Origin of the sequence: Methylomonas sp. Kb3 (genome assembly GCF_002834115.1) — a bacterium.
Lineage (GTDB): Bacteria > Pseudomonadota > Gammaproteobacteria > Methylococcales > Methylomonadaceae > Methylomonas > Methylomonas defluvii.
In genome coordinates this window covers 19,227-46,159 of the sequence record NZ_PIZT01000043.1, presented here as the reverse complement: position 1 = coordinate 46,159, position 26,933 = coordinate 19,227, and the positions used below count along the sequence as shown (strand labels likewise).

19 protein-coding genes are annotated in these 26,933 nt (G+C 51.0%); 10 read left to right on the top strand and 9 right to left on the bottom strand.

Features of this window, described 5'->3' with window-relative positions; genetic code table 11:
- Positions 1-9: 9 nt before the first annotated feature.
- The 7 genes from CWO84_RS15255 to traN are packed head-to-tail and all read left to right on the top strand — an operon-like array spanning position 10 to position 8,729.
- Positions 10-267, top strand: a complete 258-nt coding sequence (locus CWO84_RS15255) for an RRXRR domain-containing protein (protein ID WP_033159628.1) — start codon at positions 10-12, stop codon at positions 265-267.
- Entirely contained in the window at positions 264-2,678 is a 2,415-nt protein-coding gene (traC, locus tag CWO84_RS15250) for a type IV secretion system protein TraC (protein WP_101053602.1), read from the top strand. Before CWO84_RS15255 ends, traC begins: the two co-directional genes overlap by 4 nt.
- On the top strand, positions 2,668-2,985 hold the full coding sequence (locus CWO84_RS15245; RefSeq protein ID WP_101053600.1) for a hypothetical protein: 318 nt from the start codon (positions 2,668-2,670) through the stop codon (positions 2,983-2,985). The genes traC and CWO84_RS15245 overlap by 11 nt, the downstream gene beginning before the upstream one ends.
- Positions 2,963-3,553, top strand: a complete 591-nt coding sequence (gene lepB / locus CWO84_RS15240; RefSeq protein WP_240618072.1) for a signal peptidase I — start codon at positions 2,963-2,965, stop codon at positions 3,551-3,553. The genes CWO84_RS15245 and lepB overlap by 23 nt, the downstream gene beginning before the upstream one ends.
- On the top strand, positions 3,540-4,748 hold the full coding sequence (locus CWO84_RS15235; protein ID WP_165786340.1) for a TrbC family F-type conjugative pilus assembly protein: 1,209 nt from the start codon (positions 3,540-3,542) through the stop codon (positions 4,746-4,748). The genes lepB and CWO84_RS15235 overlap by 14 nt, the downstream gene beginning before the upstream one ends.
- On the top strand, positions 4,745-5,947 hold the full coding sequence (locus CWO84_RS15230; RefSeq protein WP_101053596.1) for a TraU family protein: 1,203 nt from the start codon (positions 4,745-4,747) through the stop codon (positions 5,945-5,947). The genes CWO84_RS15235 and CWO84_RS15230 overlap by 4 nt, the downstream gene beginning before the upstream one ends.
- Positions 5,948-5,951: 4 nt before the next feature.
- Positions 5,952-8,729 (top strand): conjugal transfer mating pair stabilization protein TraN, encoded by a 2,778-nt coding sequence (traN, locus tag CWO84_RS15225; protein ID WP_101053621.1) that lies wholly within the window; start codon positions 5,952-5,954, stop codon positions 8,727-8,729.
- A gap of 12 nt (positions 8,730-8,741) precedes the next feature.
- On the opposite strand, the gene CWO84_RS15220 is transcribed toward traN, so the two are convergent.
- From CWO84_RS15220 to CWO84_RS15185, 8 genes are read right to left on the bottom strand one after another with little or no spacing between them, the layout of a single operon-like run.
- Positions 8,742-9,014 carry an HU family DNA-binding protein gene (locus tag CWO84_RS15220; RefSeq protein WP_101053619.1) on the bottom strand — a complete coding sequence of 91 codons (273 nt, stop codon included), beginning with the start codon at positions 9,012-9,014 and terminating at the stop codon, positions 8,742-8,744.
- A 54-nt stretch (positions 9,015-9,068) separates the two neighbouring features.
- Positions 9,069-9,800 carry a SprT family zinc-dependent metalloprotease gene (locus tag CWO84_RS15215; protein WP_101053617.1) on the bottom strand — a complete coding sequence of 244 codons (732 nt, stop codon included), beginning with the start codon at positions 9,798-9,800 and terminating at the stop codon, positions 9,069-9,071.
- On the bottom strand, positions 9,800-13,069 hold the full coding sequence (locus tag CWO84_RS15210; RefSeq protein WP_101053594.1) for a type I restriction endonuclease subunit R: 3,270 nt from the start codon (positions 13,067-13,069) through the stop codon (positions 9,800-9,802). Before CWO84_RS15210 ends, CWO84_RS15215 begins: the two co-directional genes overlap by 1 nt.
- The gene (locus CWO84_RS15205; protein ID WP_101053592.1) at positions 13,066-13,827 is read right to left on the bottom strand and encodes a Fic family protein; all 762 of its coding nucleotides are present in this window, start codon (positions 13,825-13,827) and stop codon (positions 13,066-13,068) included. The genes CWO84_RS15210 and CWO84_RS15205 overlap by 4 nt, the downstream gene beginning before the upstream one ends.
- Positions 13,824-15,056 (bottom strand): restriction endonuclease subunit S, encoded by a 1,233-nt coding sequence (locus tag CWO84_RS15200; RefSeq protein ID WP_101053590.1) that lies wholly within the window; start codon positions 15,054-15,056, stop codon positions 13,824-13,826. The genes CWO84_RS15205 and CWO84_RS15200 overlap by 4 nt, the downstream gene beginning before the upstream one ends.
- 17 nt (positions 15,057-15,073) lie before the next feature.
- Positions 15,074-16,117: a PDDEXK nuclease domain-containing protein gene (locus tag CWO84_RS15195; RefSeq protein ID WP_101053588.1), complete on the bottom strand. Its 1,044-nt coding sequence runs from the start codon at positions 16,115-16,117 to the stop codon at positions 15,074-15,076.
- The gene (locus CWO84_RS15190; protein WP_240618071.1) at positions 16,107-17,630 is read right to left on the bottom strand and encodes a type I restriction-modification system subunit M; all 1,524 of its coding nucleotides are present in this window, start codon (positions 17,628-17,630) and stop codon (positions 16,107-16,109) included. Before CWO84_RS15190 ends, CWO84_RS15195 begins: the two co-directional genes overlap by 11 nt.
- A 19-nt stretch (positions 17,631-17,649) precedes the next feature.
- On the bottom strand, positions 17,650-18,225 hold the full coding sequence (locus CWO84_RS15185) for a restriction endonuclease subunit S (RefSeq protein WP_165786339.1): 576 nt from the start codon (positions 18,223-18,225) through the stop codon (positions 17,650-17,652).
- A gap of 267 nt (positions 18,226-18,492) precedes the next feature.
- On the opposite strand from CWO84_RS15185, the gene CWO84_RS15180 reads away from it, so the two are divergent.
- From CWO84_RS15180 to CWO84_RS15170, 3 genes are read left to right on the top strand one after another with little or no spacing between them, the layout of a single operon-like run.
- The gene (locus tag CWO84_RS15180; protein ID WP_101053584.1) at positions 18,493-19,668 is read left to right on the top strand and encodes a metallohydrolase; all 1,176 of its coding nucleotides are present in this window, start codon (positions 18,493-18,495) and stop codon (positions 19,666-19,668) included.
- A 4-nt stretch (positions 19,669-19,672) separates the two neighbouring features.
- A complete protein-coding gene (locus tag CWO84_RS15175; RefSeq protein ID WP_101053582.1) occupies positions 19,673-21,949 on the top strand; it encodes a ThiF family adenylyltransferase in 2,277 nt (758 codons plus the stop codon).
- Between the two features lie 11 nt (positions 21,950-21,960).
- On the top strand, positions 21,961-22,599 hold the full coding sequence (locus CWO84_RS15170; RefSeq protein WP_101053580.1) for a hypothetical protein: 639 nt from the start codon (positions 21,961-21,963) through the stop codon (positions 22,597-22,599).
- Between the two features lie 476 nt (positions 22,600-23,075).
- Here the strand turns inward: CWO84_RS15170 and CWO84_RS15165 are convergent, their stop codons facing one another.
- Positions 23,076-26,933: a helicase gene (locus CWO84_RS15165; protein WP_133120701.1), complete on the bottom strand. Its 3,858-nt coding sequence runs from the start codon at positions 26,931-26,933 to the stop codon at positions 23,076-23,078.

The following is a 26,933-nucleotide window of genomic DNA, read 5'->3' as shown; positions in this document are numbered from 1 at the left end:
GGAATAACGATGACCGGTTCAACTATTGATACCGAGAAAGCGGCGGGCAACCGCCGCCCTTGCACATTGGCGAAGGATAAGCGGACCGTCAAGGTCCAAGCAGCCAATGGTCAGCCGATCAACCCATGTCATCCGGCTAGAGCCCGGCAGTTGAAACGCAAAAAGCGTGCGGTTCGCGTTTGTCGACAGCCCTTTACGATTCGCCTGCGTGCCGAGCATCAAACCGAAGCCATGCAACACCTGTATTTCGAGGATCAGACCCCATGACCACCGCGCAACGCCAACGTGCCGATCAGTTATTCACGGTACTGGCTTATGAATATGACCATCATCTGTTTCTGATGGCTGATAGCAGCATTGGCTTTGGTTTTCTGTGCCGACCGCTGACCGGTGCCGATGCCAGCGTCTCCGCGCGCGTCAACGTGTTGCTAAACCAGGACTGGCCGACTGACACCTTGTTGCAGGTGAGCCTTTGGACTTCGCCTGACATCGAAGAATCGCTGGCGATCATGCAGACCCGGCGCTTGAAACAGCAAAAGCCAACCTATAAAACCATGACTCAAGCCAGTATCGAGTTTCTGCGACAAGGCACCACCAAACCGCCGGAATCGATCTCGGGGGCTCGCTTGCGTCGCAGTCACATTTTCGTGACCGTGAAATTGCCCATGGGGCATCCCCGCCCCAGTGAAAGTGACATCCGCCGGGCAACTGAATTGCAACTCGCTACGCAACAGTCGTTGTCGACCATTGGCTTGTATCCGGAGGTATTGGGGGCTGATCAATATGTGCGCATCCTGAACACACTACTCAACTGGCAGCTCGATGCCGGCTGGAAAGACCGGGTGGTACCTGAGTGCGATCCTACCCAATTGATACGGGATCAATTGCTGGATTTCGACAATGCGATTCGGACCGACGAAAAAGGCATTTGGCTAGGACAAAAACGCGTTAAGACCTTATCCGCCAAACGCACACCGGATCATTTTTATTTCGGCAGCGCCAAGAGTTATCTGGGCGACATTTTGTCCGGCACCCGCGGCATTCGTCAAAACACCTTGCTCAGTTTGACCCTGCATTACCCGGACGCTGAATCGACCCGTACCCACCAGGAAGGTGTGCGGCAATTCATCACCAATCAGGTCAATACGCCGATAGCCCGTTTTCTACCGGTGCTGGTACAACGCAAACACCATTTCGACGTGTTGTTTGACGCCTACCGTGACGGTGATCGGCCGATCCGGGCGTATTTCGGTGTACTGCTGTTTTGCGACGAACAGGAAGAAGCCGCAGCGGTGTCCAATGCTCGGGTGTATTTTCGGGAATTGGGCTTTCAGCTTTTGGAAGACAAGTATTTCTGCCTGCCGTTTTTCCTGAACTGTTTACCCTTTGGGCCGGAACGTTCAGCGATTGCCGACCTGAAACGTTATCGCACCTTGGCCACGCGCCATGCGATTCCGTTATTACCGCTGTTCGGCGACTGGGCCGGCACCGGGACGCCGACCTTGAATTTCGTCTCCCGTAACGGCGAACACATGGCTGTGTCGCTGTTCGATACCACCGGCAACTACAACCTCTGCATCGCCGCCGAATCCGGTAAAGGCAAATCGTTTCTGACCAACGAAATCATCGTCAGTTATCTGACCGAAGGCGCGCAAATCTGGGCCATCGATGTCGGCCGCTCTTACGAAAACCTTTGCGAAGTACTTGAAGGCGATTTCGTCAAGTTCACCCATGGTTCAGGGATCTGCATGAACCCGTTCGAGATCGTGCAGAACTTCGAGGAAGAAGCCGATATGTTAGCCGGATTGGTCAGCCAAATGGCGGCACCGACCGAAAAATTGTCCGATTTCCAAACCGCCGGTCTCAAGCGGATATTGAAGCAACTGTGGACCGAAAAGGCTCAGGCCATGTCCGTCGACGACATTGCAAAAGGCCTGTGTGCCGAAACCGATCAACGGTTGAAGGATGTCGGCGAGCAGCTGTTTCCCTTCACCACCCGCGGCGAATACGGCCGCTACTTCAATGGCCACAACAACGCCAAGTTCACCAATGACTTTACCGTACTGGAACTGGAAGAACTCAAAGGCCGTAAGCATCTTCAACAGGTCGTATTGCTGCAGCTGATCTATCAAATCCAACAGGAAATGTATCTGGGTGAACGCAACCGGCCCAAGATCGTCATCATCGACGAAGCCTGGGATTTGCTCACCGAAGGCGATGTGGCCAAATTCATGGAGCACGGCTACCGGCGGTTTCGGAAATACGGCGGTGCGGCAGTCACCATTACTCAATCGGTGAACGACTTATATCGTAATGCCGCCGGCCGGGCCATTGTCGAGAACTCGGCCAATATGTATCTGCTCGGTCAAAAAGCCGAAGTCATTGAAGGCATGAAGCAGGATCGACGTTTGCCATTGTCGGATGGCGGCTATGAACTGCTGAAAACCGTGCATACCTTGCCCGGTGCCTATTCCGAGATTTTCTTCATCACCGAGATGGGTTCCGGCATAGGCCGACTGATCGTCGATCCGTTCAAACGCATTCTGTTCTCCACCAAACCCGAAGACGTCAACGCCTTGAAGCAACTACGCCGGCAAGGTTTGAGTCTGGGTGATGCCATTCAACAACTCATCGACAGCCGCAGCAGCAAACCCAGGGAGACTGGTTATGGATCCTAAATCGCAATGGCTCAGCACCGTTTTCATCGCAGCCTGTCTGGGTGGCATCAGCGGTTGGCTAGCTGCTCAACAGCAATTACAACAGCCCTTGGCGCGCCTGAGTCTGGTCACGCCAGTGTTCGTACTTGACCGGGGCAAGTTAATTCAATCGATACCGCCCAATGCCAGCCAGGAGCAAATGGCCAAAATAGTCGATGACTGGCAGGGTCAAGCCAAGAAACTCAGTGATGCCGGTTATCTGGTCATCGATTCAACGGCGGTGGTGGCTGCCCCGGCGGATGTTTATGTTCAGCATCACACCCGGTGAGTCTATGCAATCCAATCATTCAAACCTCGCCACCACCAAGACAACCAAAACCAGGCAGAGACCCTATCAAACCCGAGCGGCATTACGGCGATTCATCGGGAAAGCTTTACCGATTTTGTTGCTGGTGCTGGTCGTTGAACGCTATATCGGTCAACGCTTTCTGATCGGCGGCGACGATCAAGTCAATCGCTGTCTGCCGGACAAATGGGTGTACCTGATCGACACTCATAACAAGGATATCTGGCGTGGCGATTTGATTGCCTTTCGCGCCGAGCGCATGGCACCGTTTTTCAAGGATGGCCAGATCATCGTCAAAATCGCCGCCGGTGTTACAGGTGACACCATCCACGTCGATCCGCAGCACACCTCAATCAACGGTGAACGGATCATCGACGGGCTGCCTTTGACGGAGAAACTCAAAAAGCCGACGACACAATTCAAACGTCATGAAACCATTCCACCTGCAGCCTATTGGGTCACGGGGCAAACCGACAAAAGCTTCGATTCACGATACTGGGGCTATGTCTACGACCATCAAGTGATTGGACGGGCCTATGCGTTGTTTTGATCTTCCCCAAAAGCCTTGGCGTCAATCGGTGGTCTGTTTGCTCTGTTGGTTCGGTGTGCAAGCGGTTCAGGCGGAGGAAGCGTGGCTGCAACGCTCTCAGGCTATTTTGAAAGCCTTAGAAGGCCAGTCCCGACCCGACTGGTTAAATGGCCAATCCGAACAGTTGGACATAAAACGCCAGGCGCAACAAATCCTGGAGTCTTCACAAGCGATTCGGGCAGAGGCGCTATCGACAAGCCCGACAAAATTAGCGAGCGGTCTGCCAACAACGCCTTCAAACAAACCAGTCACGCAATTGTTTGTGTCCTTCTCGCTGGGTGAGTCCGCGCTGAAAGGCATCTTTGAAGAAGTCGCAGGCCGAGACGATGTGTTGCTGGTGTTTCGCGGTCCAAAGCCCGGCCAAAAACTACCGGCGTTGATGGCCGACCTCAAACGCTTGCTGAAAGGCATCGAGCCGCTGCCCAACATCGTCATCGACCCCACCCGCTTTCAACGCTGGTCGGTGGCCTCCGTGCCGGACATCATCGTCGAACAGGAAGGTAAAGCCCGGCTGCACGTTCGAGGTGTCAGCAGCCTGCCCTGGCTGGACGAACAAATCAAAGCCGGCAAACAGGGTGATTTGGGAACCTTGGGCGATGTCGGCGAGATTGCTGAAATCGACTTGCTCGAAGAGATCAAACGCCGGATGGCGGCCATCGACTGGAAACAAAAGCAACGACAAGCGATTGAGAGATTTTGGGGACAACAAAAATTCGAAGACTTACCCACGGCTCAGGCCGATCGTGAACGGATCGTAGATCTGACCATCACCGCCCCGCGCGATCTGACGGCACCCAATGGACAGCTGATCATCCGAGCCGGACAAACCGTCAATCCGTTGGACAAGATGCCGTTTGGCTTATGCCTGAAGGTATTCGATGCCACGGTGCCGGCTCAAGTCGAGTTGATTCAGTGTCAGTCCTGCCAGAATAAACAGGCTCGGGTGATGTATCTGGCCACGGCTCTGCCGCGCCAGTCCGGGTGGGATAGTTTGCAGCGTTTGGAAACTGCGCTTCAGGCACCGGTGTATTTATTGACACCGGATGTGCGCAGCCGCTTTCAATTACAGCAGGTACCGGCGATTGTCGAACAAGTCGGTAACCAGTTAGTGGTTCGTGAACGAAAACTGCCTGCCTCAACAGGAGAGCGGTCATGAATCTGTGGATTTTGCCTTGGACTTTGGGAGTGTTGGTGACGTTGGCTACCCCGGTCTATTCCGAAACCACCACCAATAGCGTCGACCCATTGTGCTCGGACGCCGAGCTGTGGTCCGGCAACCTGATTACCGATATTTGTTGGAGCTGCTTGTTTCCGATTCGTGCAGCCGGGGCATCGTTGGGCGGCGGCAACGTACCGAGCATCGCCACCGACGAGAAGTTCTGTTTTTGCACCGATCCGATGGGCATTCCGGAGCTGGGCATGACCATGGGCCTTTGGAACCCGGCCCGGCTGATTGAGATTGTCCGCAATCCCCGGTGTTCACCGTCGCTGGGCGGACATAAATTCAGCGCCTCGAATGTGCGCTTAATCGCCACTACCGGCAAAGCCGATTTCGATGCCAGCGAAATGTCCTTTTTTAACTACCACTACTTTGCGTTTCCATTGACCATTTTGCTGGACCTATTCTGGGATGGTCGCTGCAACACTGATGGCTACCGGGATTTTGATTTGCTATATGTCTCGGAACTGGACCCGACCTGGAACAACGATTTATTGGCGTTCTTCACCAGTCCGGAAACGGCGTTGTTCGCCAATCCGGTGGCCATCTCCGCGTGCGTCGCGGATGCTGCGGCGGCCGCCACTGGCAATCCTTTGGATGCCTTGTTCTGGTGTGCCGGCGCATGGGGCCATATGTATCCCTTATCCGGCATTTCGCCGACCAGTTACGGCACCGATCCCAGGATTACCAGTTTGTTGGCCACGCGCGCCTTGGCCATCTCCGCGTGCGTCGCGGATGCTGCGGCGGCCGCCACTGGCAATCCTTTGGATGCCTTGTTCTGGTGTGCCGGCGCATGGGGCCATATGTATCCCTTATCCGGCATTTCGCCGACCAGTTACGGCACCGATCCCAGGATTACCAGTTTGTTGGCCACGCGCGCCACGGCCTCCTTGCATCGCCGTGGGCTGGCCTGGAAAACCTCGGGCAATGATGCTTTATGCGGCGGCTATATCTATCCTTTCATCCCCAAGTCGCAATACCGGCTATCGATGTTTTATCCGGTCGCCGAAACAGAGTCCAATCATGTAATTGGCGAAACCACGTTCAAATGGGGGGCGGGACGCACGTATCCGGGGCCGGGTGAAGATCATCTATACATCCTATTTAGGTGGCAAGATTGCTGTGTTGGTTTATGAGGCGATGAGACAATTCTTTGATCCCCAAACATTTGTTACGCAAATCCTGTCAGCGGTGCTGTGCGTCACGCTGGCCTGGACACCGTTTGGTGTGTCCTGGGCCGATGCGATTCAGGCGGCCGGGCGTGATGGCCAACAACTCGGTCAGCAAGTCCTCGATGGTTTTGCGTTTCCGCTCGATACCGGCAACGGCACGCTAACCTTGAATCCGGGGACTGCTCAGGAAAGTGCCATATCGATTGGCACCTTGTTTCCGGATACTAACAGCGCTACGACCACGGCCCAGGACTTTGCCGATCTCTATGGCAACAACCCCGGCACACTGGCGGCGGGGTTAAACGCGCAGACCGCCCTGAACGGCGAAACCAGCTTCACCGGCGAAGCCTATCGCACCTTGATCGACAATGCCCACCAGTCGCATCCGGATTTACAAGCCGATCCGATCTGGCACAACGGCGATCAGGTAATCAGCGACTTCACGCCTTGGGCACAGTCGTTCTCGGACTGTACCACTGTGACCACGCAAACGGCGACTAGCCATTCAGTACAAATACCTGATTATCAATTGTGTCTGCGGCAACCAACCGTGCCGCAGAGTTGCACGGCGACGCATCAGGTCAGTGTCGTACCGTTACTCAGTTTTGTATCCGGTGACGGCGGCATATCCAATTGCGGGCCGGGCTGCATGGATTTGTATGTCGGTCGGGTCGGCGACAACTATTGGTCGTCCGGATGCGCGGTGTTTACCTGGCAAGTGACCTATAACGTCCTGCATCCGGAAGCGATTGTCAGCGCTACATTGGAGGACGTGGAGTTCGACGACCATGCTCGGGTGTATTACGGCGGCAACCTGATTTATACCGGTTCCACCGGCTGGGGCGGCGCTTGCGAGCTCAGCAATAGCTGGGTCGATCATCCCAATCGCGACGTCACCTACGCCTTCAACAGCGCGGGCAATAAAGTCTTCAAACAAGACACGATGGTCGGCGGTAATGGCGAGGGCTATTCGCGAATACGACTGCGTTATGACTTGTCGAAACTGATCACCCAGGACGAATGGAGCTGGAGTGGGCCGAATTGCCAAAACTTGGCCAATGCGATCACCGACGGCATTTGCCAGGCTGGCAGCCAATTGAGTTGTACGAACGATCCCGCCAATACCTCGGGTTGTTACGTCGATCCCACTTCGCAAGTCATGGTCTGCGGTACGGATTTGTCACAAGCCCCGGTGGCAAGTTCGTCAGGGATTCGTAATACCTGTATGAATATCCAAGCCGCCGGAAACTGCGATTTGAATCAGTACGGCCAATGTTGGACCGATACCGCCGGCACCCATTGTCTGGAGCCGCCGGCGAACGGCGTGCCCCAAAAAACCTGCGTTTCGTTAGAAACCCAAGGCTGCTCGTTCATCAAAAGCCAATGTACCAGTGTACTCGCCTCAGGTACCTGTTGGGACAGCGTCGATACCTACGACTGCGGACAAACCGTTGGCATTCCCGGCATTCAAAGCAATACTCAACAGCAATGCGCCGGGCCGATCCGCTGCATGGGCGAAGACTGCATCAGCGTGAATCGCACGCAAAGCCAGGATTTCACCAAGGCGGTGGCCTTACTCAACAGCGCCCAGCAAATGGCGATGGATTTGCATTGCGATTACGCCAATGCCGATCTGCAGCAAAAGGATCCGACCACCTGCCAGGTATTCCAAGGCAAGCCGGCCAGTTGCAAAATGGTCGGTGGCGCACTCAGTCTGGTCGATTGCTGCGAAACGCCCTCGGGTGCGATGGGACTGGGCCGTTATATCGATTTGCTGATCGCCACCAGTCAGATGGACAGCGCGGTGATGGCCATGGACAGTACCTCGGCGATTCGCGGCGCCTGGGAAACTATGCGTACCCCGTTCACGTTAGCCGGCGATGCCTGGAACAGTTTTCAGGCGGATTTTGCCTCGACAGTGAATGACTTGGTCGGCACCGACATGCTCAGCACTAGCGACATTGCCTCGCAAGGCTTGCTCGACTCGCTGAAAGGCGAATTAATGAAATCCGTGGCGGAATGGATCGGCCAGACTTTTGGTCAAGCCGCCGGTAACGCATTGTTCAGTGCTGGCGGTCAGGCTGCCTTCGATGCGGCGGGCAATCTAACACCGGCGGCACAATCGGGTGGTGTGCAATTAGGCGGCGGCGCGGCGGTGGCAGGACAGCTGCTCAGTACTTTGATGACAGCCTATACCGTGGTGATGATCATCATCATGATTATCCAAATGGTCTATTCCTGCGAAGAGCCGGAATACGAATTGGCCGCCAAGAAGCAGTTGAAAGTCTGTACGGATCTGGGCACCTATTGCGAAAGCAAGGTAGCTGGCGTGTGTTGGGTGCGCAAGGAGAGCTATTGCTGCTATAACTCGCCGTTAGCGCGCATCCTCAACGAACAGATCAAACCGCAACTGGGCATGGATTTCGGTACGCCGGAAAGTCCGAGTTGCACCGGCATCAAAGTATCGGATCTGGACCGAGTGGACTGGACCCAAGTCAATCTCGACGAATGGTTGGCCATTCTGGCACAGACAGGGCATTTGCCGTCCGCCGCCAATGCCGCGTCCATGCTGAATCTCGATCAACTCACCGGGTCGGGTAGCCGACTCAATCCGCAGAAATACGGCGCAGCATCCAGCGGCAGGCAGGATACCTTAACTCGTACCCAAGGCCGGATGACCGATTTGGATGTGCCCACGGTCAAACGTCAGTCGGAACTGGAAGGCTGGGGCATGGGGCCGCAATGAGCGGTCTAAAACTTACTGAACTGCGTCTTTCAGGCCTTTGCCGGCTTTGAACGATGGCAGTTTAGCGGCGGCAATGGTAATGGCTTCGCCGGTTTGGGGATTACGACCCGAACGCTCGGCACGCTCTTTCACTTCGAAGGTACCGAAGCTCACCAAAGCCACGGAGTCGCCGGCTTTTAATGCGGCTTGGATAGATTGGGTTATACCATCCAAGGCCCTGCCGGCGTCAGCTTTGGTCAGGTTAGCGTGGCTGGCGATGGCGTCGATGAGGTCGGATTTATTCATGTTTATGTCCTTTTTGAAAAACTTAAAGGTTATCCGGATTTTCGATTTGAGCAACTAATAATTGAGCAACAACTCCGCCATCCCATCCAGCTTAGCCTTGACCTGTTTCCAGTCCGGCATTTGCAGGCTCAATAATCGATAGAAATCAGGGCTGTGATTGTGTTCCTTCAGATGACATAACTCGTGAATGATCACGTAGTCAATGCATTCTCTGGGGGCTTTTACCAAATGCGGGTTCAGCAAGATATACCCTTGCGGCGAACAACTTCCCCATTGCTTTTGCATGGTCAAAAGCTTAATCGTCGGCAGAGCCTCATTCAACCACAACACGCCTGGTGCCAACGCTCGCAAGCGGCGATGAAAAACCTGATGAGCGTGCGAGGCGTACCAGTCTTTCAGCAACTGGCTTAACTTTTCGGTCGAGCGATCAGCAGTGGTAACCTGTAATTGTCCGCGCAACAGTTTCACGGTCGGCCGATGACTATTCGTGAGTTCCAGTACTTTTAACGGGTACCGCTTCCCCAAATAGAAATGACTTTCGCCACTGATGTATTGCCTGGGCAGCACTTCAGCTTGCGCTTCACGAATACGCGTCAGATTCTGCAATAACCAGCGCGCACGTTTCTGGACGACTTGCTTGATCTTGGGCAATTCAGCGCCCAAGGGCGCATCGACCTGAACAACACCATCAGGATGGATGTGGATAGCTATCTTGGTCGTTTTACTGGCCAGAAAAGTGATTTGGTAATTTATTTGCTCTTCCCCGTAGCGAACCGACTGCTGCATCATCGTTCCCTGGACAAGCCGACTCGGGTGATCTGCACGATATGCTCGATGACTTCCTTGGCCTTATCCATGCCGATTAACTTGAACAAGCGCGGCAACAAACCTTTACGGATTTCAGCTTCAATGTTTTGCGGATTGACGGAATTTTCCGCTACGGCCTTATCAACCAGTTCATCGATAGCAAAAGCCTGTTCAACGTAACCTTGCCTGTCCGCCTCCGACAAGGCGTTGAACGAGTTTTCACCGAACACCAATTTGAATACCCCAAAGTACGCTTTGGCATGGGAATTGGACGCCAATGGATCCGGCGTATCCGGCACCTCTCGTTCGGCCAGTTTTTCCTCCAAGTCCTTAAACAGCACGTATTGTTTGAAGGGATGTTCGAACATAGCTTCGGCATCACGAATGGCCTGATCCAGCAATTCCGAAAACACTTTTTGCGCATAAGGATCGTCTTGCAAATCCTGTTCGATGGTTTTCTTCAGTCGGGTGCGAATAATGTCAGTTTCGTTGCGGGTCTTTTCATCGGTCCAATCTTCGGGTTTTTGCTTGCCCAACTCATTGACGATGAATATGCCTTCCGGCTCACGAATGCCTTCACCGACCACATGCTTATCGATCAGCTTTTTAATCCGCGCGGCGTAATCGGAATAATCAATGGTTTCGCCGGCATCCTGACGGGCTATTTGCCGTAGCTGACTGAAAAACCGCACATCTCGCTTATAGGTGCGAATATCGTCTTCGGAAAAACTGCGATCTTCGTAGAAACTGCTCGAACCCAGCGCTATTTCCAGACACAAACTAAACGCCGTCAAAGCCTCGTAAAAGTCTTCCCGCACCTTTTGCTTTGCATCGTAGCTGTCACCTGCGTCGTCGGTCTGATAATGCGGAATCAACACCTGACGAAACTGCTCTAAGTCGGCGTGATTTTTGACTTCTTTGAATATCGCCCATAAGGCGTCGTGCAAAACCGGCAGTTTTTTATATTCGGTGTTCACCTGACGATACAAACCGATCAGATCATCAATGTCGTAACCGTCTTGAGTGCGTTCGGCCAAATTTTGATAGGCCTCCAGGGTCGTATCCAGCTCTTTCAATATTCCCCGGTAATCGATCAACAAACCAAACTTCTTTAATTCATGCAGACGATTGACGCGGGCAATGGCCTGAATCAAGTTGTGCTGTTTCAGCGGCTTGTCGATATACAACACTGCATTGCGGGGTTCATCGAACCCCGTGAGCAACTTATCCACCACAATCAGAATTTGCGGATCGTCTTCATCGCCAAATTGACGAATTACTTCCTTGGTATAAACCTCTTCGCTTTGGTTGCCGACATGCGCTAGCCACCATTGCTGCAATTCCGGTGACTGGCTTTCGTCCACTTCCTCGTGACCTTCACGGGTGTCGGGTGGGGACATCACAATAGCGCTAGACACCAAGCCGGTTTCATCGAGATATTTCTTATAGCGTATTGCAGAAGTCCGGCTATCAGTCGCCAATTGCGCCTTTAAGCCATCGGCCACGTTTTTGACGAAATGGTCGGCAATATCGTGCGCAATCAGCTCGATGCGGCTCTCCGACTTGTAAATTGGCCCTTTCTGCGCGAATTTCATTTTCAAATCGGCGCGCTGCTTATCGGTCAAGCCTTCGGTAATACGCTCGAACCAGTTATCGATGGCCTTGGCATTGGTACCCAATTCCGGCACCCGTTCTTCGTACAGCAAAGGCGTGACCGTGCCGTCTTCCACCGCCCTTTGCATCGTGTAGGCATGAATGATGGGGCCGAATTTATTGGTGGTTTTATCGTTTTTTAGCAGCGGCGTGCCGGTAAAGGCGATATATGCCGCATTTGGCAGCGCCTGGCGCATGCGCTCGTGGGTTTCGCCGCCGTGGCCGCGATGGCCTTCATCGACCAATACGATAATGTCGGAGCTGGGACTGTGGCATTCCGGCTGTTTGGAAGCAGTGGCGAATTTATTGATGATCGAGAACAAAATTCGCTCATTACCCTGGCTGATGCGCTGCGCCAAATCCTTGCCAGACGTGGCCTTGGCTTTTTCGACGTCCCTCGGTGACGCCAAAGCGCCGGCATTGGCAAATACCTTGCTCAACTGCGTTTCCAGATCAATCCGGTCCGTCACCACGAAAAAGCGACAGGGTTTTAGCTGCTCATGCAGAATCAACGCTTTGGCCATGAACACCATAGTAAATGACTTGCCGGAACCGGTGGTATGCCAAATCACCCCACCTTGACGAGCATCGCGGCTGTCCTTGCGCGTGACCTGATCAACCAGTTTCTTGATGCCGAAATACTGCTGATAGCGCGCGGCGATCTTGCCGTTCTTCTTGTCGAACAAGATAAAAAAGCGCATGAACTCCAGTAATCGTTCGGGTTGAAGCAAGCTGACTATCAGCTTGTCCTGGCCTGTCACTAACAATTTGCCCTGCGCCGCTTTGCTCTCGAAATACTGTCGCATCCAAACTGGCCGGTGTCCGAACAACTGTGCAGCCTGGCTATCCGATAACGCTGTGTTCTTGAACGCATCGAAGGTATCGTCTTGCAGCAGTTCTTCCCGCCACAACGCCCAAAACTTGGCCGGTGTTCGAGTCGTTCCGTAACGACCATCCAAACCGTTTACCGCTAAAAGCAGTTGGGCGTATGCAAACAACTGCGGAATCTCGGCGACACCTTGATTTCTCAGGTGCTGCGAGATGCCCTCCTTGAGCATGTCCTTGTGCGGATTGTGCGGATCGGGCCGCTTGGCTTCTATGCACACCAACGGGATACCATTCACGAAGCAGACGATGTCCGGCCGGCGCGTACCGGTACCGCCGGCATTCAACACTTCGAATTCGTCGGAGACTTGAAAACGGTTATTCGGCGGATTTTCCCAATCGATAATGGCGATGGTCGGTTGCGCCTTTTTGCCGTCGATGAATTCGGTAACGGTAATCCCCAAAGTTAAGCGGTCATAAAGCCGCTCATTCGCCGTCAGCAAGCCTTCGCCCAAACCGGGCGAAGCCAACTGGCGGATTATCTCGTCAATAGCATTGTTGGAAAGCGGATAGTCCTGGCCTTTCCAGTTGAACCGGCGCTTGCGCAGTTCTTCGATCAGGACCGGACGCAATAACACCTCGGCAGCCTGGCCTCCGCGTAATTCCATGGCTTGCGCGGGCGACAGGTACTCGTAGCCCATCGCCATCAGCACCTGCAAGGCCGGTATTTGCGAGCTGAAGACTTCCTTGGTTTCGGGGATGACGCTCATCGGCTGGTGTCCGAAGAGCCTTGCACGATCCGCAGATAACGTTCCAAGGTCGCTTGCTCCAGGCTGGCTACCAACTCGATAAACAGGCTGTAATTGCCAAGGGTATGCGCGGTATCCAAGGCGTCGTAATAAGCCAAGCGCTGTTCGACCGGAATGATCACCGGCAAAAAGCCGCGCCGCATTAATTCGAAGTTCATCAACAAGCGCGAGGTACGGCCATTGCCATCGACAAACGGATGGATGCCGACGAAATCGACGTGCAGCCGGGCGGCGCATTCGACCGGGTGTAACTCACTTGAACCGCTGTACCAGTCCATCAATTCTGCCATCACCTCCGGCACCTTGAGATAATCCGGCGGCAGATGTTCGGCGCCGGCGATCACCACGTTTTCCTGGCGGTATTGGCCGGCGTTGCGGTCGTCGATGTTTTTCAGCATCAGATGGTGAATCGATTTGATTTGCCACTCGCTCAAGGCTTCCTGGTTTTGCACGATGGCTTCGACGTAATCGATGGCTTCCTTGTGGTTGATGACCTCGAAATGCTCGCGCAACGGCTTGCCACCGATGGTGATGCCTTCCAGCACTACCTTGGTTTCCTTCAAGGTTAAGGTGTTGCCTTCGATCGCATTGGAATGGTAGGTCCATTCCAGCACTTGCTGCTCATGTAACGTGCGGACGGTGTGTTCCGGCAACGGCCGCAGGCTGTCCAGACGGGATTTGAGGCGGTCGATTTCGGCGAAGCGGACGGCAGCGTTCATGACTCATCAACCTTCACACGGCGTTTGCCGGTGAGTAGTTGTTGCATTAGGAATTTTTTTTGAGCAGTGAGTAATTTCAACTGAGCTTCAAAATTTAGCACCTCTTGCTCAGCCTTGTTAATCACATTAGCTATTTTGATCTGTTCCTCCAAACCAGGGATTCTCAAATGTCCATTAAAGAAGTCAGTCACACTCACATTTAAGAGTCCATGATTCCTGGCACCTTCTTGTGCAATGGCATAAATTTCATGGTCATAATAACCACCTTCAAAAAAATGCCGAAAAAAATCATGATTATGGTTACTAGGCTTCTTGAGTCCAAAGCACAGATATAGCGCGGAAACAATGCCTTGAGAATACCTTTCCAATGGCTTGATTGCTCCAAATGGATAGCCGATTGAATAACTCTTATTAAAAGCAAAATCGCCTTTTTTTAATAAAATGTAGTTACTTAAATCATCACTCGCAATGACCCGATTAAAAGCTTCCTTCTGACTAATCAGACCGTATCTGCCTGAAATGGTCAGTACATTTGTATCTCCATTAACATTTCGCGTAGTTATTCTGTCGAAAATATCTTTGAATTTGTATTCAGTCCAACTTGTACTTTGAAAATTTGGTAACCGCTGTTTTCCTGTCAGCAATTGCTGTATCAAAGCTTTTTTCTGCTGCTGACTATTAGTCAGCAATTTTTCAGTAGTCGAGATCGCTTGATCCCAAACAGACAGGATTCTCGTGATTTTTTGTTGCTCATCTGTTGGGGGAAGCAGTACCGGAAATTCCTTTAACTGCGTTGAATTGATACTGGCTAAGTTAGTGCTTTTCTTTGCACAACTAAGAAAATAGGCCTTCCCATATCGACTCGCAGACAAGGCAGCGAGAAAATGCGGCGTCAATATCGAATGGTCAGTTCTAACAGCAAACACATGATTTTGGTGAAGGCACGGGCTAATTTCGCCATTCCAAACATCCCCTCGTCCCAATTTGTCGAAATCTCCGCCTTCTGTCATCAAGACATCACCGGCTTTTAAGCTATAGCGTTCTATTTGATCCTGTTCGATTTGGATGGTTTTTATATTTGAAATATCGATATAACCATCTTGTACGTTTGCAACCCTTAAATAAGGCAATTCAACTGGATTCTTCAAATTTTGTTTGCCTTTAGCCACGCCGGTTCTTACTTCAGCAACCATTGCCAGCGATAATTTTTTCCATCCTTTAGGCAGCATGGCTCAATTCCTTTCCCTCAAATCTCATTGTCGTCACTCTTTGCCAATAAACGTTGCTGCACCCATTGCCGTTCCCGTTCTAGCTCGTGTCTCAGCTCATCTTCAGTCGGCAAATAAGGCAGATATTTGGCGGCGAACAATTGCTGGTTGTCGGCCAGTACCGAGTATTTGGCGATGGTTTCGCTTTTTTGGCTGCACAAGATCAGACCTATCGTCGGGTTGTCGTCCTCGCCTTTTTTATGCTGGTCGTAAATCCGCACGTAGCTATCCATTTGCCCAACGTCCTGATGAGTTAGCTTGCCGAGTTTCAGGTCGATCAACAAAAAGCATTTGAGCTTGAAGTTGTAAAACACCAGGTCGATATAAAAATCCTGATCGTCGGTGCTGATGCGTTGTTGCCGGGCAACGAAGGCAAAGCCCTTGCCCAGCTCCAGCAGGAATTGCTGCAAGTTATCGATCAGGCCTTGTTCCAGCTCGCTTTCCAGAAAGCTGTGCGACGGCAGATTCAGAAAATCCAGTACATAGGGATCGCGCAGATAATCTTCCGGCCTGACGCGCAACTCCATGGTGTTTGCCTTTGCTTCCTGCTCGACGGCGTCGCGGTTCTGGCTGGCCAGCAGGCGTTCGTAATACAGCACGCCGATTTGCCTTTCCAGTGCACGCGCGCTCCAGTTTTGATCCATGGCTTCTTGCATGTACCATTCCCGCGCTTTTGGATTTTCAACACGGATCAGTAGCCGGTAATGTGTCCAGCTCAATTTGTGACGCAGTGCGTCACGATTTGGAAAGCACAGATAAAAGCTGCGCATGTTGCGCAGATTGCTGGCATCGAAGCCTTTACCGAACTCCCGGGTCAGGTGTTCAGACAGTTGTTGCAACTGCTGTTTACCATATGCGGCGCGCTGTTGCCCTTGCTGTTCATCTTCGACAATCAAGCGGCCGATATGCCAATAGGCCTGCACCATCTCGCTGTTGACGGTTTGAGATACCCGCTGACGCGCCTGCTCGATGATTTGCCGAATATCCGACAGCAGTTGATGGTTTGTGGCATCAAGCGTCATAACCCAACTCTTTCAAGTAATGATTCATTTCGATTTCCAGCTCGGCCAATTGCGCCTTTAACTGTTCGCGTTCCTTTCGGACAGCCAGCAAGTCGATTTCCGCCTCTTCCTCGAAGGTGTCGACGTAGCGCGGAATGTTCAGGTTGAAGTCGTTTTCCTGAATGTCTTCAAGAGTGGCGAGATAGGCGTATTTATCCACTGATACGCGCTGGCGATAGGTGGTGACAATGGCTTTTATATCTTCCAGACGTAGAAAGTTCTGGTTTTTGCCGTCGCGATAATCGCGGCTGGCGTCGATAAACAGCACCTTGTCGTCGGTTTTGCGCTTCTTGAAAATCAAGATGGCAGCGGGAATGCCAGTGCCGTAAAACAGCTTTTCCGGTAGGCCGATGACGGCATCCAGCAGGTTTTCTTCGATCAGTTTTTTACGAATCTGGCCCTCGGCGGCGCCACGAAACAATACACCATGCGGCACGACCACGCCCATGCGGCCGGTACCGGGCTTGAGGGTTTCGATCATGTGCAGAATAAAGGCGTAGTCGCCTTTGGTTTTGGGCGGGATGCCTCGACGGTAACGGCTGAAACGGTCATGTTGGGCTTCTTCGTAACCCCATTTTTCCAGCGAGAACGGCGGATTGGCGGTGACGATGTCGAAATGCTTGAGGCTTTCGTCGGCATTCAACAGTTTCGGGTTGCGCAAGGTATCGCCCCATTCGATGCGGTGATTGTCCTCGCTGTGCAGAAACATGTTCATTTTCGCCAATGCCCAGGTGGAACCGATGGCTTCCTGGCCGAACAATGCGTATTTCTTGGAGCCGTTGAAGTTATCGCGGATTTTGCGGCCGCATTTCATTAATAAGGAACCAGAGCCGCAGGCCGGATCGCAAATCTCGTCGCCTTCGCGCGGCTCCAGGATTTCGGCAATCAGGTCGGAAACTTCCGGCGGCGTATAAAACTCGCCGGCTTTCTTGCCAGCGCTGGCGGCAAAGTTCTTGATTAAAAATTCGTAAGCGCCGCCGATGATGTCCAACTGGCCAATTCGCGATGGGCGCAGATCCAAGCTGGATTTATTAAAGTCTTCCAGAAGATGGCGCAGGATATTGTTTTTTTGTTTGTCGTCACCAAGCTTGTTGGAATTGAAGCTGATGTCCTGGAATACGTCGCGTAGCTTGGTGATATTGGCTTCTTCGATGGCGTGCAAGGCTTGGTCGATGCGCTCGCCGTTGCTGGGTTCATGGCGGCGGTCGAAAAGGTTGTAAAAGCTGGCGAACTTGGGCAACACAAAGCGTTCGCTTTTCATTAGCTCTTCGATCAATTCTGGCTCGTCGCCATGTTCCTTTTGATATTGGTCGTAGTGATCCTGCCAGACGTCCGAGATGTATTTCAGGAATAGCATGGTCAGGACGTAATCCTTGTAAATGCTGGGGTCGACGGTACCGCGAAAGCTGTCGCAGGCAGCCCATACGGCTTTGTTGATGTCGTCCTGTTTGATTGGATCCATTATTTCATTCATAGCGAATTCTCTGGTTTTTCTAGTTATCACGCAGCAGCTGACGGGTGATGCCGGTCATTGTGCGCTGCATATTGTCGGTTAAGGCGACCATCACTCGCACTTGTTGTTGCCAGGTTTTGTTCAACGCCACGATGGCATGCTGCTTTTCGAGCGGCGGTATTGCCAGCGCCATGTTTTCCAGTTCTTGTCGACCGATGGCTTGCACCATGCTGCCGTGCGACGATTTTTGCAAATATTGCTGAATCGGTTCCTGATTGATCTGCCAAGCCAAAAAGCCCGGCAGAACCTTGGCCTCGCGTTTCACGGTGAGGTGAAAAAAATGCGGGGACAATACCGTGTCGAACGGCACGTCCTCCAATAGCAACGCAAAGTTGCGGTTACCTCTGGCCGCAAACAGCAAATCGCCGGACTTCAACCAATCCGGCTGCTTCTTCCCCGGCAAATCGGTTACCACCAAGCCGTCCCAGTTAACACCACGCTCGGCATCAACATCTTTCATCTGAATCACGCGCGCATTTCCTTCGGGATCTTCCTCGATCTTGCCGCGAAAAGGATGGCCCGCGCGAATGGTGGCGATTTGTTTTAGGAGCTTCATGTCTTGCTTACAACCTTGAGTGCTTTGATACATATCTTAGTCAAAATAATTGCATCACACAAGTTGATGCAAAAATATACTTGACGATGAGAAAAGTGATGATAGGATGAATCGCGTCAATGATATTGATGCATTAAATTTATTTTAAGGTGAGCCTTGAAATGAAAAAAGGCAACCCTATATCGACACTAGCCACTAGATGTTGTGATAATTTTATTAAATTATTAGAACATCTAGTGTTTATTCATCCTTTCCAGGAGACTCAACTTGAGTACAAAGATTACATTTTTCCCGGTTGGCAACGGTGATATGACACTGATCGAGCTTGACGACGACAAGCAAACCAAGATTTTGATAGACATGAACATCCGCGAAAGTGCAGATGACGAAGCCAATGAGGATTATTTCGACGTCGCCGGCGAGCTGAGAAGTCGCCTAAAAATCGATTCGAAAGGACGCCCTTACATCGATGTCTTCCTGCAAACACATCCTGACCAAGATCATGTGAGAGGTTTGGCCAAACATTTCCATCTTGGCGCCGTTGATGACTACAAGCAACCCAAGGAAGGCGAACAAGCAAAAATCATCATTCAAGAAATTTGGTCGTCCCCGATCGTGTGGCGACGTGCAGACAAACGCACGGGTCACACCTTATGCCAGGATGCAAAAGACTTTAATACCGAAGCGAAACGCCGCGTGAACTTGTATAAAAAAGCCCAAAAAATTGGCGAAGCTGGCGATCGCATCCGCATTATCGGCAAGGATGAAAACGGCAAAACTGATGGTCTGGAAGCAATCTTGACCGAGGTTGATCAAACCTTCACCAAGATTAACGAGCAGGAAACGCAAATGGTCGAAGTGTATGTGCTTGGCCCGTTGCAGGCTAAGGATGTAGAAGACGAAGACCGGCTGTCCAAGAATCACTCAAGCGTCATCTTGCAATTTAAAATTGCCGCACAGCCCTACGGCTCTAAAACCAACCTATTTTTGTGTGGGGGCGACGCGGAAGTCGCAATCTGGCGCGAACTATGGCGCAAACACCAAAATGCACCGCACTGTTTAAGCTACGACATCTTACTAACGCCGCATCATTGTTCCTGGCACACTTTGTCGGAAGACAGTTGGAGCCGTTCGAAGAACCCTAAAGTGGACGAAGACGCAAAGTCGGCACTGTCTCAAGCAAAACGCTACGCCCAACTTATTGCCAGCAGCAATGTCATCAAAGACGATGATAACGATCCGCCGTGCTGGGGCGCTAAAAAACAGTACGAAGCCATCGCCAGCAATGTCGGCGGCGAATTTGTCTGCACAGGAACCAAAGACCAAGAGGTTATTGAAATCGTTCTAACAACTGGAGGCCCCCAAAAAAGCCCCAAACGGGCAAGCAACGTTACCTTGGGCGCCGGTCTTGCCTCTAGCGCAAAACCCAAACCACACGGCTGATCGCATGGGATTTCTGTCACCGGAACTGCCAATCGCTGTGAAAGCAGCGATTGACCAAATTTCAGTTCACCCTTCTGTCAATGGTGTAACTACCACTCCCAGCAAGGATAAGCAGGATAACTGGACAATCGAAATCAACATGGATGTTCCATTGCCTCGTGATGCACGAGATAAAGGCATAACGGCAACAGGCGTCAAGGCAACGGAATGGGTAAAAATTGTGTTTCCAAACTCATTTCCCGCCCATGCACCTAGCCTTTTTTTACGCGCCGACTTCAGCCGCGCTCATCCGCATATCAATCCGGGCAGATTAGGCGAATTGGTTTCGCCTTGCATTTATGAAGGCAGGCTTGACGACTTATTGCATGAGCCAGACTGGATAAACGGCATTATTAATCAACTCGCCGACTGGTTAAGAAAAGCGGCGACTGGCGAGCTGCTGGATTGCTCTGGTCAGGGATGGGAGCTTATTCGAAGGGATAGCGTAGATGGGACGATTGTTACCAATATATCCATTATTCGTGAGCGCATTGCCAAGGCAAAAAATCCAATAAGCCAATTTCTTCGGTATGAATATTGTCAGTCCATCGTCGGACACTCGGGGCGGATCATTGATGAAAATACCTCATACACTAACATCGGAGAAGCGGTTCGAAAGTTTAGGATAGGAAGCAATGAGCGATCCCCGTTTAGAAGCTATTTTTCACTAGCAATCGTTATTTCAGGTGGCACCAAGAAGACGATTGGTGTTTACCAGCCGGATGATGTTGACAGCCTGGAGCAGCTGCTACTAAGAGCCGAAAGCTATGGCTGTCGATCAGGATTGGAAAACCGTCTGAAGGAAATTACCGAAAACATTACCCTACCTCAGATAGGACAAACTCTGGAAGTAACAGTCTTATTTGCCGTGAAACGCCCCTGTAATCTGATCGGCGAAGGCAGTGATATTGAAATCATTCCTTATGGAATTGCTTTTACCTCGGACGAGAACCGCCGACTGAAATTGACTCGAACATCGGTATTTCCATTAGTGCTGATTCAGAAAGTGAGCCAACAGTTACTAGCCGAAACTTCAGACCGTAAATTCAATGAATCAGACCGCTGCAAGGAAGTTGCTATGATTGGTTGCGGCAGTTTGGGTTCAAAAATTGCCACACATCTTGCACGCGCTGGCCACGGTCCGTTTAGGCTTTATGACAAGGATTGTTTTTCGCCAAATAACGTTGCGAGACATGCTGTGGCGAATCTGGCCGCCGCCGAATTCATGCTCCCCAAGGTTTGGTTAACTGAAACGCTTCTAACGCAAGTTGGAGCTCAAATTACTCCGATCAAGAATCCTCTTGAAGATGTTATTTCCCTTTTGCAAAACAAGCCCGATCTATTTGCAAAATGTAACGGGCTAATTATCGACGCGACGGCTTCTAGTTCTGTCCAAGATGCTCTTTGCATGGTTCGCCCAAAGCAGTTCGGCGCACCACTGCTGCAAGTTGCGCTGTATGGCCGTGGAACAATTGGATTCTTTGGTCTGGAGGGAAAGGATCGAAATCCCAGAGTCGACGATTTGGTTGCCCAACTTTATCAAATAGGCTTGGATTCCAGCCCGATTGGAGCCGCGTTATACCAAGCCACTAATTTTGATCGCATCAGCACCGGCCAAGGGTGCGCATCGTTTTCGATGAAAATGTCTGACGCAAAAATCTCGTTGTTCTCAGCAGGCATTTCTGAACGAACATCACAGCTACTCGACAACGGCATTCCAATGGAAGGGGAGTTTCTGGTCGGCTTGCTTGCTGAAAACGGTCTAGGCGTGAATTGGCTGCGTCAACCTACGACAAAAATCGAAATTCTCTCTATTGGTGACAAATCAAAATGGGAGCTAAGGATTCCTGTTGCCTTAAAAGATCGGATGCGCATGGAGACTGAGCAGCGCAGACCGTTGGAAACGGGAGGCGTCTTAATCGGGCACATCAATTGGGGAATACGGACTATCTATGTAACCGGCCTTCTTCCGCCTCCTACGGATAGTGAATTTCGAACTGACGAATTCGTGCTCGGTATTCAAGGCCTAAAAAAGCAAATCAGCACTATTGAAAAGAATACAAGCCATACGCTCACCTATTTGGGGACTTGGCATAGCCATCCGAATGGCGGCGGCGCGTCCGGGAAAGACCGAAACACATTGGCCGAACTGACGAGTGAGCGAGGCAACGTACCAAGCCTCTGTTTAATTTATCGACCAGAAGGGCTACTGGCAGTACCTGGCCCTGTCACCAAACCATAGGAGAATATCGAATGCCATCGTTAAAATCGCTCAACATGCCAATTATCGTTCCCATTACATTGATTAATGCAGGGCTGTTATATTTCTTCTCGCAGGGAATCGAAATAGACACTCAAATCGTTGCTTCATTTCTGACCAACTGGAAACTTACCGGATTAGCCGCGGCTGGATCGACAGCAGTTATAGGAGCGTTGAGCCTGATGCTTCCAAGACCGATTAAAGATGCGCTGGTTTATTTACGCTGGCCCTATGCGGCGCCAGGCCACCGCGCATTTTCAATCTATGCCCAACGCGATATCCGAGTGGATTATGATCGACTGAAAGCAGAAATCCCTGAATTGCAGGATCAATGGTCTTTAACGCCAGAAATTGAAAACAAGGTTTGGTATCGAATATTCAAGAAACACGAAAAAGTCCCAGCGGTTTCCCATGCGCATCGCATGTGGTTAATGTTCAGAGATCTGACATCACTAGCTTATCTATTCCTCGGGGCATTTATTATTGCTGGTCTGTACTTCAAACCTGATGTCAACTGGGCATTTTATTTGAGTATTGTTCTGACGGAACTATTGGTTTTTTGGAGCGCTGCCAGGAATTCTGGTGGGCAGCTTGTTTGCAATGTATTGGCAACGGCTTCTACCAGCAACTAATCGATTTTGGCTAAATACGAACCGAACCAGCGGCCATGAGGCCAAATGAAATCTGTGATCCATTTGATTTTTTATCGCCGTATGCCCGGCTTAATCGTTAAATTCGGGTTGATTAAATTCCGATGCCTCCATCCACTAGCAAATCAACGGTGCGGGCAGACGCATGATCTGGCTGATAGTTTCACCGGTTTGTGGCAGACTGGTCATTAACCGAAGTCATCCAGCGATTTAGTGACGCCGTAGCCGCGGGCGATTTTCTTTTGCTTGCACAGTTAAGGGAACCTCTAAAAATTCAAAATTTCGCCTGATCACTGTTCGTAAAGCATTGAAATAATTGAATCTACATTTCTGAAAAATGAATTTTTAGAGGCTCCCTTAAATCAATCCTTTCAATTCTATCGCGCCAGTATGATGGGCTCGATATTTGACTTCAAAGGGGATCATTTGGCCGCCGATTTCTGCGACTAACAACAGTATTATTCTGCAAGCAAGATAGTGTTTAACAAATTGAGCTCATTGGATGCTGCTAAGTATCTATCATCAAAAATCAGCTCCAGTCTTGCCGGATCTTGCTCACCAATCACCGCAGCATAAGGGATATCCGCATAGCGTGGAATGACGGGTAAGATTTCTGCGGTGGTGGGTATGCAGGCACCAAGCGAATCCCTCCAAGCGATTTCATCATCGCCAAGCGAAGGAAGTCTGCCACTAGCATCTTTTTTCCAGAATCTTGAGTAATCCAATGGCACAACCAACCAAGTTGAAGGTGATTGAAGCGCTTTGACCGTTGAAAATTCGCGTGTTGCCTCGTCTTTTTTACGAGCCAGTATTCGAAATAGTTCTTCAGCGGAATGTCGCAATTTAAAAGGCAACGTTTCATCCTTATAAATATGGCTCAGTTCTCCAAATAACTTTTCGCTTTGATGACCGACATCAGTTGACCAACCTTCAACGTTAAACCGCTCTTGTTTCTCAAGGCTCTCCCAATGCTCCAGCCAAAAGGGGCCAATACAATAGAGATGATCAGGCAGTAAACAATCGGGATCGTCATTCGGTGAAATCAATAAAGGTGCATTATCAGCACTCGCGCGCCTGGAAAATGTCTGAATATCCTCCAGTCGAACAACGCTTTTAAAGTCTTTAGATCGCGCTGTCGCGTCCAATGAAAACTTCGAAAACAAGTGTTGCGTATTTTTTTGGGCATTGGCGACCAAACCACGCCGATTCACATCCGCCGAGAAGTCCCTCAAAAATACGTCTGCTTCTCTCAAAAACGCTCTAACATGCGTACTCATCAATGACAGCATTTCTTCGCTGCCAATGCCGCCCACCGGAACCATGGCAAGATTCTGTTTATCCAGGCCTGCATCACCGACAATGCGGGTATAAATGGTTGCTCGAAGCATGACCAGATAGGTCAAGAGATCGCTGACCTGTCTTAGCCATTGTCGAGGCTCCGGAACTTCATCCTGTGGCAGAAAATCTTGCAGGAGCATGACTAAGCGGCGATCCTTCCAATCTCCGTCATCGCAGAGCACGCCGTCATCCGACGTGTAGTATTTTCCACGGCCCCGATAAATCAACTGAGCCACTTCCATCAACGCCGCTTCAATGCCAAAGCGTGGAATCAGAGCGATGATCCAATCGGTTTTCGGGAAAGAGACTCCGCGAGCACCACTAGAAGTCATTAAAAATACCTTTACAGTATCCCGCCTATCATCTGCAATCAGAGCCTTGCGTTTGGCGGCGGTGACACTCGAATCCAAAATCGCCACCTGCGATGCGTACAATAATGGCTCGCCATCCTCACTGGTGACTAACAGTGTTTGGACCGAACGCAGAAAGGCCTTGTCCTGCGCGAAAAAAATAACCTGGTCTGCGCCTGAATCCAGCGCCCGCCGAACTTCCTGGATGACATTACCAATAATCGCTTCACCTTGTTGCTCGGCAATGGCCTGCCGCACGGTTTGTATTCTTCCGTCGGATAATTCACCTTGCTTGATCGAATCCAGCCTAACCCGATAATCGATGGTCAACTTGGTTGCCGGGTAGCTGTTCGTCATGATGTGCAGAACCGGCACGCGTTTTCCACCGATCCTGACCCGCATGGCGGACAATCGAAACGGTCTTTTCCCTGCACTTTTGGAAACCAGGACCTTATCTGGGGTGCGTTTGCCACTGTTGAGATATCGATCAAGAACTATCTCGTTACCCAAAGAGGCATCGGATACAATCAAAATCACTCGAAACAACGGTTCTTTATCGAAAGGTCGGATAAATTGCTGATCCAGCCATCGGGCCACAGTATGAATAAATGGAGCACCGGCACCATCACCGGTTAATTCATCGACCATGACCACAATGGTTTGGATACGCTGCGCAAACTCCCGTCGCTCCAGCTTTCCAGCCTGTTTGTTAGTCGGATTTTTAAATAGATAATCCAGGGCGGACAAAGTGCTCTTATCACCGCCCAATTCTCGATAACCCTGGATAGCCGCAGTCAGCACAACGCGATTGATATCGGTGTTTTCAGCCAGAAGATTTCGTGTCGCAAGAGACAACACCTTTAAAACGCCCGGTCGCTTGTCATCTTCCATTCTGTCCTGCCGTTCGGTTTCAGCTCGTTTCCGATTACTGGAACCAATATGTGTCAATTCCAACTCTTCTTTTGTGGCAGGTGAAAGAATCAGAGTACTGTTGCCTGGGTGTTTAAGGTTTTCAACCCCGTCGGCCACTACAGCACTATCGACCATTCGCTTGGGTACCGTGCCGTCCAGCACTTGTTTTTCATACCATGCCTTGGCAGCACCGATGAGTTTCGAGTTAGTGGTAACCGTCAGAATACCGCTGGGTTGATTGTTGGTTCTATCCCTTGCCAGATTTTCGGTGACATCGTCATTGATAATGACCCTGGGGCTGACATAGAGAAACAAAAAGCCTTCGCTGGATTCTTTAAGGAAACTGACAACGGCAGTGGTTTTACCGATACCCGGATTACCTTCTAGACCCAACACGGTCATTTGGCCCGGTGCTGACGATCGCATGCCGGCAACGACGGCTGCTGAGTGTAAATCGCGTAATGGCACAGATTGGCCGTATTTGACTCGCTCTGCAAGGGTTTCCGAAATCGCCGTTTGAGGATTGGCTTTGAGGAAATCGGCTATGATCGAATCTAAATCTACCCAAGACAAGGCTTCTTGCCAGGGCATGGTAGCCATCGGATTTAGAAATCCCTCTACGTCTTCAGAAAAATTAAAGGCCAGGTTTTTACCGGGTTCAGGCAGCGCGCACATGTCGACAAACTGCTTGCTGATCGCCTTGGGTAAAGCCTTGCGAATTTTGTCAAACGCATAGCGGATATGATCGTTCAACGCTTCTTCGTCACAATCCGGCACTTTTTCAGTGTCGCGATAGGCCCGACCCAGACTCTCTAACAGGGAAACTCTGGGATCGACTTCAGGCCTGGAAAAGAATCTGGCAGCCAAACTTTCAAAGCCATTTTGGGTGATGGAAAGTGCGCGAGCATTGCAAGGCTTGTCATCAAGTCCTTGGCTCTTCAGCCATCGCATAGAGGTGTGTACGTAGGAAGCGGCCTGACATAATTTGTAGAGGGGCTTGTCGCGACCGGTAAATGCCGGCAAATGATTTTTTATGTCGGGAGACAGAAGAAATTCTTCCCCGGAAACTTCAGCGCATACTCTGGAAAATACGCTACGAGTATCCATGAACCATGCAAAACGCCGAAGTTCTTCCAAGTGGGCATCGGGTTTGCTGTAGTCCGCGGTTTCTGGCAAACCGTTTAGCGAAAACTCCAGGCACAGAAATTCGCGGCCCAAGGAATCGTAACGTGGCTCCAACCATAGCAAGAAATCGGCTCTGGCTGGAAAGCCTTTATTCGCCAAAGCAGATTCAATCCGCTCATGTCCAAAGGCTGCGGCCCATGCCAGCAAAGCATCTTCTCTTTCGGCATCGAAGTCGCCCTGTAGTCGAGGCAGCTGTAACGGACACCACAACGCTTTGATGCGGTAATCCTCAGCATCAGGCTTTAATTTTCGCAAATATTCGCGCATGGCGGTTTGCCCCAGCCCCATTCCCAACTCGAAAAGATGCCGCGCGGTTTCACGGGTTCTGGCTTTCAGGTTTTGATCGACTTCTCGAAGTTCTTTGGCCAACGTAGCATACACGTCAGCCGCATCCCATGCCTTCCAGGGTGTCAAATCAATAGTATCCAGATCCTGAACGGTACTTGCCATTAAAGCTGTCAGCACACCTCTTTTGACAGCAATTTCGAATGTCTGGCCCCACAGAGAATGTCGTTGGATAGGATCAAGCAA